The following is a 6,915-nucleotide window of genomic DNA, read 5'->3' on the forward strand; positions in this document are numbered from 1 at the left end:
GGCGCCCTGTGCTTTATCGCGCGGGCTTATATTAAAATCTCTGACCATCCTGTAATCCAGGATCGTATAAGGATCATTTGCAGAGGAAGTAGTATGCAGCTGTGGATTTTCTTTCCATGTTTCCGGAAAGTAGCTGTTTACCTGCGCTTGCATAGAGAGCGGCAGCATGGCAATAGCTGCAACAGCCAGAAGAAGGACCCATTTTTTCATACGCGCTAAAGATAAGACGCAATTCCGGATTTTTATGCCTCACCCATACTTTGGATGGCATCGGATTCATAGATGCTTACTCCTTCATCGTTCTCTTTTGCCGCTACTATCATGGCATTGGCAACGGTTGCTGCTTTGATACCCCGGTATTTTTTCCATCTTCCCTGTAATAAAAAATAAAAAAGCTGGATAAGATATCTTCCGATCCACTCACCTAAGCGAAATTCGTTACGCTGGCCTATCAGCACGGAAGGCCGGAAAATATTCACACTGAAAAAACCCGCCTGTTGTATGGCTTCTTCCGTTTGCCCTTTTGTACGTAAATAGAAGTTGCGTGAACGGGGATTGGCGTTAATGGAAGACATCAGCAGGAATTGGGAAACGCCTTGTTCTTTGGCTATCCTGGCGCATTTTACGGGAATGCCATAATCTACTGCCCTGAAATTTTCCTGGTTGCCGGCCTTTTTAATGGTGGTGCCAATGCAGCAGAAAAGGATGTCGCCCTGCAACGCTGCAGCCAGGCTCTCTTCATCATCAAAGTTCACGATAATGCTTTCGAGTTTTGGTCTGTCATGTGCCCAGGGCTGCCGCACCAGCACCCTTACTTTGCTGAAGGCAGGGTCATGCAGGAGGCTCGCCACCAGGTGCGTGCCGGTGAGTCCTGTTGCGCCTATTACTATCGCCGTTTTATTCATGGAACCGGATTATGGGATTTATGATTTCTAAATGATTTGCGGCTATCTTTGCTGACCATAAATTTAAGTTATTATGCAGGTATCAGAAAATGTTCTGCTCAAATCATATAATACTTTCGGGATCAATGCCACTGCACGTTATTTCGCCCCTTTTTCTTCTGCAGAAGAGCTGATGGATATCACCAGGCGGCAGCAACAGGATGGCCTGCCCCGGATGATCCTCGGCGGCGGCAGCAATATCCTGTTCACGCAGGACTTTAACGGCTGGCTGCTGAAAAACAATATCAAAGGCATCAGCGTTACCGGTGAGGATAACGATTACGTATATGTGAAAGCCGGAGCAGGAGAGAACTGGCATGGGTTTGTACAGCATTGCATTGCGCAAAACCTGGCCGGACTGGAAAACCTTTCGCTGATACCCGGCAATGTAGGCGCCAGCCCCATGCAGAATATAGGCGCCTACGGCGTGGAAATAAAAGACGTGTTCCATGAGCTGGAAGCCCTGCACCTGGATGATCACAGCATCGTTACTTTTAATAACGCCGGTTGTCATTTCGGCTACCGTGAAAGCATCTTCAAAAAAGAATACAGGAACCGGTTTGCTATTTTATCTGTTACCTACCGGTTAAGCAAACAACCACATTTCAATACCAGCTACGGCGCTATCAATGAAGAACTCCAGCGCATGAACGTGCAGGAACTTTCTATCCAGGCTATCAGCCAGGCGGTGATCAACATCCGTTCTTCCAAACTGCCCAATCCTGCGGAAATAGGAAATGCCGGCAGCTTCTTTAAAAACCCTACGGTTTCCAAAGCAGTCTACGAAAAATTACATGCGGCCTTTCCGGCTATGGTGGCCTACCCCGTAGCAGATGATCACTTCAAACTAGCTGCCGGCTGGCTCATTGAGCAGTGCGGCTGGAAAGGATACCGTAATGGTGATGCAGGCGTTCACGCCCGGCAGGCGCTGGTACTGGTGAATTACGGCCATGCAAAGGGCAGCGACATCTATCATCTGTCCCAGCAGGTGCTGGACAGCGTGAAGGATAAATTCGGCGTGGAACTGGAGCGTGAGGTGAATATTGTTTGAGCGCCTTCGGCGCTGGAAATTGTCTTGGAGCATGATTACGCTGATTTTACTGATTTAAGGATTTGAATCATCTTTATTTTTTTTGATTTGGGGAGATAGAAGCGAATATAATCGCTTTCATCTCCCCAAATCTTTTAAAAAATCCAAAGAGTAAAAATCAGGCTAATCAGTAAAATCAGCGTAATCAGTGTTCCAAGACAATTTAAAGCGCCGAGGGCGCTCCCTACGCATTAGCGCGGATATGCGCTATGATCTTTCCCGCGTGGTCACGGGAGTTTTCAATGAACCATACGTGGGTGTTCATCCCGCCGCAAACCACACCGGCTAAATAAATGCGTGGCATATTGGTTTCCATGGTAAGCGGGTTGTAAGCCGGCAACCTGAGCTGGTCGTCTGATAAGGCGATGCCGGATTTTTGCAGCAGGCTGAAGTTAGGCTGGTAGCCGGTCATAGCAATAACAAAATCGTTGGCAATGGTGACAGGGCCATTGGGGGTGGCAATATCCACCTCCTTATCCCGGATGGCAGTGAGCGAAGAGTTAAACCATGCTTTAATGGAACCTTCTTTTATGCGGTTTTCAATATCCGGGCGCACCCAATATTTTACGCGGTTGCCGATGTCTTCCTGGCGGATCACCATAGTAACGCGGGCGCCTTTGCGGTATGTTTCCAGCGCTGCATCTACAGCGGAGTTATGTGCACCTATCACTACTACGTCCTGTGTGGCATAAAAGTGAGGATCTTTATAATAGTGGGTTACTTTAGGGAGATCTTCACCGGGGATGTTCAGCAGGTTGGGAATGTCATAAAAGCCGGTGGCAATTACTACATGCCGCGCATGATAGGCGCCTTTGGCGGTAGTGATCGTGTATTCACCGGCGTTAGGTGTTACCTGTTCTACTTCTTCAAACAGTTTTATGTTCAGCTCATGCGAAGTGGCCACCCGCCTGTAGTATTCCAGTGCTTCCGGCCGGGTAGGCTTCGGGTTGATAGACACAAACGGAACGTTTCCAATTTCCAGTCGCTCGGAAGTGGAGAAAAAAGTCATGTACAACGGGTAATTGTACAGGGAGTTCACCACACAGCCTTTTTCAAGGATAATATAGCTCAGCCCAGCTTTTTTGGCTTCCAGTCCGCAGGCAAGACCAATGGGCCCGCCACCGATAATCAATACATCAAACGCAGCATTCATACGATCATATTTTATTTACAGCGCTGCCATATAATCCAGCAGGCGGTACATGGTTTCAGTGTTTTGTGTGAGCAGGTTAGCGTGCTGCAGGATCTTCTCTTCACTTTGTACAAACGGTCCTCCTGCTGCAATGGCGCCGGCGCCATGCAGGATCATTTCCTGCAAACTTTCTGCCGTTAATTCCATGTGGAACTGGAGTCCTATTACACGGTCGCCGTAAATGAACGCCTGGTGGCTACAGGCTGCGGAGGCGGCAAAACGGGTAGCGCCAACCGGTACATCGAAGGTATCGCCGTGAAAATGGAAGGTGTTGAAATGCGAAGGCAGCACGCCTTCCAGCGGAGCGGCCTGGCCCTGGAAGCTCACATCCAGCGGGAACCAGCCTATTTCAGGTTGCGTATGCGGGTATACATTGGCGCCCAGGGCGGCTGCAATCAGTTGTGATCCCAGGCAAATGCCCAGTACTTTTTTATTCTGACGGATCGCTTCCCTGATAAGTGCTATTTCTGTAGTCATCCATGGATGATGATCCTGTTCGTATACGCCCATTGGTCCGCCCATGATAATGAGCCAGTCGGCCGCTGCGAGTGCAGTGGTGTCGGTGCTTTCATACCAGCGGGTGTGGGTCACCGTATGCTGGTGATGATTAGCCCAGTTGGCAATACAGCTTAATCCTTCAAAAGGTACGTGCTGAAAGTAGTGAATATGCATATGCAGAACGCTGAATGATGCACCGAAGATACGGCTGCTATTTCACTTCTGCTCTTACTACCCTTAAATATTCATAGCCTTTCATATGCCTGCTCCTGTCGCCGAAATACTTTGCACGGTAATCGTCGGCGCCGCCATCATAATGCAGCTGCAGGTGATAGGATTCCAGGTAGGCATACAGTTCTTCCGGGCAGATGCCGAAATCCCAGTTTTCACCGGCACGGCGCAGCAAGCGGTTAATGCGCACAAATCCATAAAAGGCGGTTGGATTTTCCAGCACCGCTTTTTCCACATAAGTGAAAATAATTTGTGTACCCGGATGAAAATTCTTTACGTGATGAAAAATCGTTTCCGCCTGTTTGGCTTCCTGTATGGTAGTAAGTCCTTCCCACAGGAACAATGTTTTATAATGTGAGCCGTAAAAGAGTTTTGGGAATACCTCGGAGATCTGCTGGTAGTTCATATCCAGCTCCACATAATCCACATGGATAGCAGGTAATCCTACCAGGGCCGACAGGATCTTCTTCTTGGTATACTGAAGCGTGGGATGATCCATTTCCACATAGTGCAGTGGCACCCCAACATTGAGACGATGCGCCCTTGTATCAAAAGTAGCATTGAGAATAATTACCTGGTTGATGCCCTGTGATTTTACAGCGTGAATGATCATGTCGTCTATCAGCCTTGTTCTGGCAACAGCCGCGGTGAAGCTGCCGGGCCAACGGAACTGTATACACGCAGTAACAATTTTCCTTATGAAGGGAATCATGCAACCTGCCAGTATAAGCTGGTAAAACTTCGACAGGAATGCGCTGGCAAAAGGATCGTATAACAAACGTTCTTTCTCCGGTTTGGTACTTTCTATTGCCCGGAATGCCGCCATGTAAGTGCCGGATTTTGTGGCTGGGGACCGGCTCATAAATTGTGTGTAGTCATCGTGGTTATTGAGATAAATGCTGCCAGTATCACCGTGTCTGTGATCAAATATATGTAAAAATGAGAATAGGATTATCACGGGATTTTCCCCGGTATCAGGCCATACAACAGATGGCCAGCAAGGTAGCTGCGCTGATCAGTATCCAGAGTATAACCCCGTGGATCAACGGTTTGCGGCCTATGCTGCGTAATGCTTCACGGCTGAGATGGGTACCGATGAGGAACAGGGTGAGCGACAAGCCGGTTTTGGCGCTTTTTACCAGGAAGAGGCCTGTTGGCTGAAACTGCGGCACCCAGGTATTCAATATCATGGCGCCTGCAAATACGGCAATAAACCAGGGGATCCTGATGTTGCCGGTATCCGTTTTAAATAACAGGGTAGTTATGAAGGCCACGGGAATAATCCACAAAGCGCGTGATAGCTTCACGGTAGTGGCTATCTGCAATGCTTCTTCGCCATATTTGCTGGCGGCGCCTATTACAGAGCTGGTATCGTGAATGGCTATGGCGCTCCACAGGCCAAACTGTTGCTGGGTTAAATGCAATCCGTGACCAACTGCCGGGAAAATAAAGAGGGCCAGGGCATTCAACAGGAAGATGATGCCCAGCGCAGCCGATACCTGTTTTTCTCCTGCTTTCATTACAGGTGCAATAGCGGCTATGGCGCTGCCACCGCAGATAGCCGTGCCGCAGGAAATAAGATGAGATGTTTTTTTATCGATCCCCAATAGTTTGCCCAGTATAGCGCCGGTTAGCAATGTGCCGGTAATTGCGGCAATGGTGAACAGGAGTCCTTCCTTACCGGTTTTCAGCGCGCTATGCACATTCATGCCAAAGCCCATTCCAATGATGGATAGCTGCAGCAACCGGTGCGTGATGCGGGGAGTTACTGCAGCAAAGGGGTTGCCGCTGGTTTGTGCCAGTGCAACTCCCAGCAGCAATGCCACAGGCGGTGTTACTGCCGGTAGCAGTGTAATAGCCGCTGCAGTGAGGAATATAATTTTCTGTGTGTTCTCCGGTAGCCAGGCGGCTGCGGTATTCTCTTGTTGCATACACAAACATTTGTAATTGGATCACAAAGTTCCGTATCACAACTCCCGGAGTCAAATGGCTATAAGTGATAGGTGATAACTAAAAGTTATGACTTTAATCAACAGAGAGAATGAATTTGTTGAACTTCACCGCGAAATCTTCTTTCAGGCTTTTATCAATGCCATTGAGATAGTTAACGGTAAAGCCGCGTTGCAGCCTGCGTGTGCTGCCGCCATTGAGCTCAAAGGGGCGGGCATGCAGTACGCCGATCAGCTGCTTTCCCTGGAATACAAGGGCCAGCCGGTACAAGGGACTGGGATCATCAATGCCGCTTTCATAATTGAAGTACAACACATAGGGTTTGAGGGTAGTTTCTTCTTCCAGTTTGAAATTGTGGATAAAGGGGTCCATATCAGCGGTGCTGCGGCCTGTATGTTGCTTCAGGTAGCTGCTTAAAGCGGATTCAATGATGGTACCGTTGCGGATATTTTTCTTTTGCGTATAGCCGGTAACGGTAGCCCACATTTTTTCCCCATTGGTGGCCACCGGTAGTTTGATATCGCGTTGCAGCACGCCTGCTTCCACACCATTTACTTTTATTTTGCGCCCTTTGTGGAAAATGGGTTTGCTAAATTCATCTTTCGTAATATCAAAATCAACACTTACCGGGTACCAGTCTTTTTTTACAGGCGCACAGCGCAGCGGGATATAATCTAACAGGGTAACCAGTGGTTCTCCACCCGGATTATTCAATATGGTGGCAGCGCCGTTAATTCGCTCGCCTATAATGGGCGCCTTACTGCGGGCGGGTTTGGTAGTGGTGGCAGTGGATGTGGATGATGTTTTCTTTTTATTGCCGGCTACATCTTCTTCGTTGTCGTATTTGCCAGGTTTATTATTCAGGTTGCACGATGCCAGTAATACTGCCAGCAGCAGGCAGGATAATTGTTTATTGAGATGCATATGAAAGTTACTGTTTTATGGAGATGGAAGTACTCCGGCTTCCATCCATGCCGCATCTGCACAAAGATTGGGCCGCGGATTTTGTC

The 6,915-nt window shown here is 48.5% G+C and carries 8 protein-coding genes; 1 reads left to right on the forward strand and 7 read right to left on the reverse strand.

Annotated elements, in window-relative coordinates; translation table 11 throughout:
* On the reverse strand, positions 1–210 hold a 210-nt coding region (locus VN105_RS23695; protein ID WP_325644891.1), incomplete at its 3' end, for a hypothetical protein.
* 32 nt (positions 211–242) lie between these two features.
* Positions 243–905 carry an oxidoreductase gene (locus tag VN105_RS23700; RefSeq protein ID WP_325644893.1) on the reverse strand — a complete coding sequence of 221 codons (663 nt, stop codon included), beginning with the start codon at positions 903–905 and terminating at the stop codon, positions 243–245.
* Positions 906–978: 73 nt separating this feature from the next.
* Here VN105_RS23700 and murB point away from each other — a divergent pair, with 73 nt between their 5' ends.
* Positions 979–1,995, forward strand: coding sequence for a UDP-N-acetylmuramate dehydrogenase (gene murB / locus VN105_RS23705; protein WP_325644895.1), 1,017 nt, complete (start codon positions 979–981; stop codon positions 1,993–1,995).
* Positions 1,996–2,218: 223 nt separating this feature from the next.
* Here murB and VN105_RS23710 read toward each other — a convergent pair whose 3' ends face one another.
* The 5 genes from VN105_RS23710 to VN105_RS23730 form a co-directional block, all read right to left on the reverse strand.
* Complete coding sequence (locus VN105_RS23710; protein ID WP_325644897.1) at positions 2,219–3,187, reverse strand: YpdA family putative bacillithiol disulfide reductase; 969 nt, start codon at positions 3,185–3,187, stop codon at positions 2,219–2,221.
* Positions 3,188–3,202: 15 nt separating this feature from the next.
* Positions 3,203–3,898, reverse strand: a complete 696-nt coding sequence (locus VN105_RS23715) for a type 1 glutamine amidotransferase (RefSeq protein ID WP_325644899.1) — start codon at positions 3,896–3,898, stop codon at positions 3,203–3,205.
* Positions 3,899–3,935: 37 nt separating this feature from the next.
* Entirely contained in the window at positions 3,936–4,817 is an 882-nt protein-coding gene (locus VN105_RS23720) for an SAM-dependent methyltransferase (RefSeq protein WP_325644900.1), read from the reverse strand.
* A 112-nt stretch (positions 4,818–4,929) separates the two neighbouring features.
* On the reverse strand, positions 4,930–5,886 hold the full coding sequence (locus tag VN105_RS23725) for a YeiH family protein (protein WP_325644901.1): 957 nt from the start codon (positions 5,884–5,886) through the stop codon (positions 4,930–4,932).
* Between the two features lie 94 nt (positions 5,887–5,980).
* Positions 5,981–6,829 (reverse strand): hypothetical protein, encoded by an 849-nt coding sequence (locus VN105_RS23730; protein WP_325644903.1) that lies wholly within the window; start codon positions 6,827–6,829, stop codon positions 5,981–5,983.
* Positions 6,830–6,915: the final 86 nt, after the last annotated feature.

The organism is Chitinophaga sp. (assembly GCF_035564935.1).
Lineage (GTDB): Bacteria > Bacteroidota > Bacteroidia > Chitinophagales > Chitinophagaceae > Chitinophaga.

Excerpts from the sequence above, each read along its gene's own strand:
- VN105_RS23700 (WP_325644893.1), bottom strand. The coding sequence starts at position 905 with ATGAATAAAACGGCGATAGTAATAGGCGCAACAGGACTCACCGGCACG.
- murB (WP_325644895.1), top strand. The coding sequence starts at position 979 with ATGCAGGTATCAGAAAATGTTCTGCTCAAATCATATAATACTTTCGGG.
- VN105_RS23710 (WP_325644897.1), bottom strand. The coding sequence starts at position 3,187 with ATGAATGCTGCGTTTGATGTATTGATTATCGGTGGCGGGCCCATTGGT.
- VN105_RS23715 (WP_325644899.1), bottom strand. The coding sequence starts at position 3,898 with ATGCATATTCACTACTTTCAGCACGTACCTTTTGAAGGATTAAGCTGT.
- VN105_RS23720 (WP_325644900.1), bottom strand. The coding sequence starts at position 4,817 with ATGAGCCGGTCCCCAGCCACAAAATCCGGCACTTACATGGCGGCATTC.
- VN105_RS23725 (WP_325644901.1), bottom strand. The coding sequence starts at position 5,886 with ATGCAACAAGAGAATACCGCAGCCGCCTGGCTACCGGAGAACACACAG.
- VN105_RS23730 (WP_325644903.1), bottom strand. The coding sequence starts at position 6,829 with ATGCATCTCAATAAACAATTATCCTGCCTGCTGCTGGCAGTATTACTG.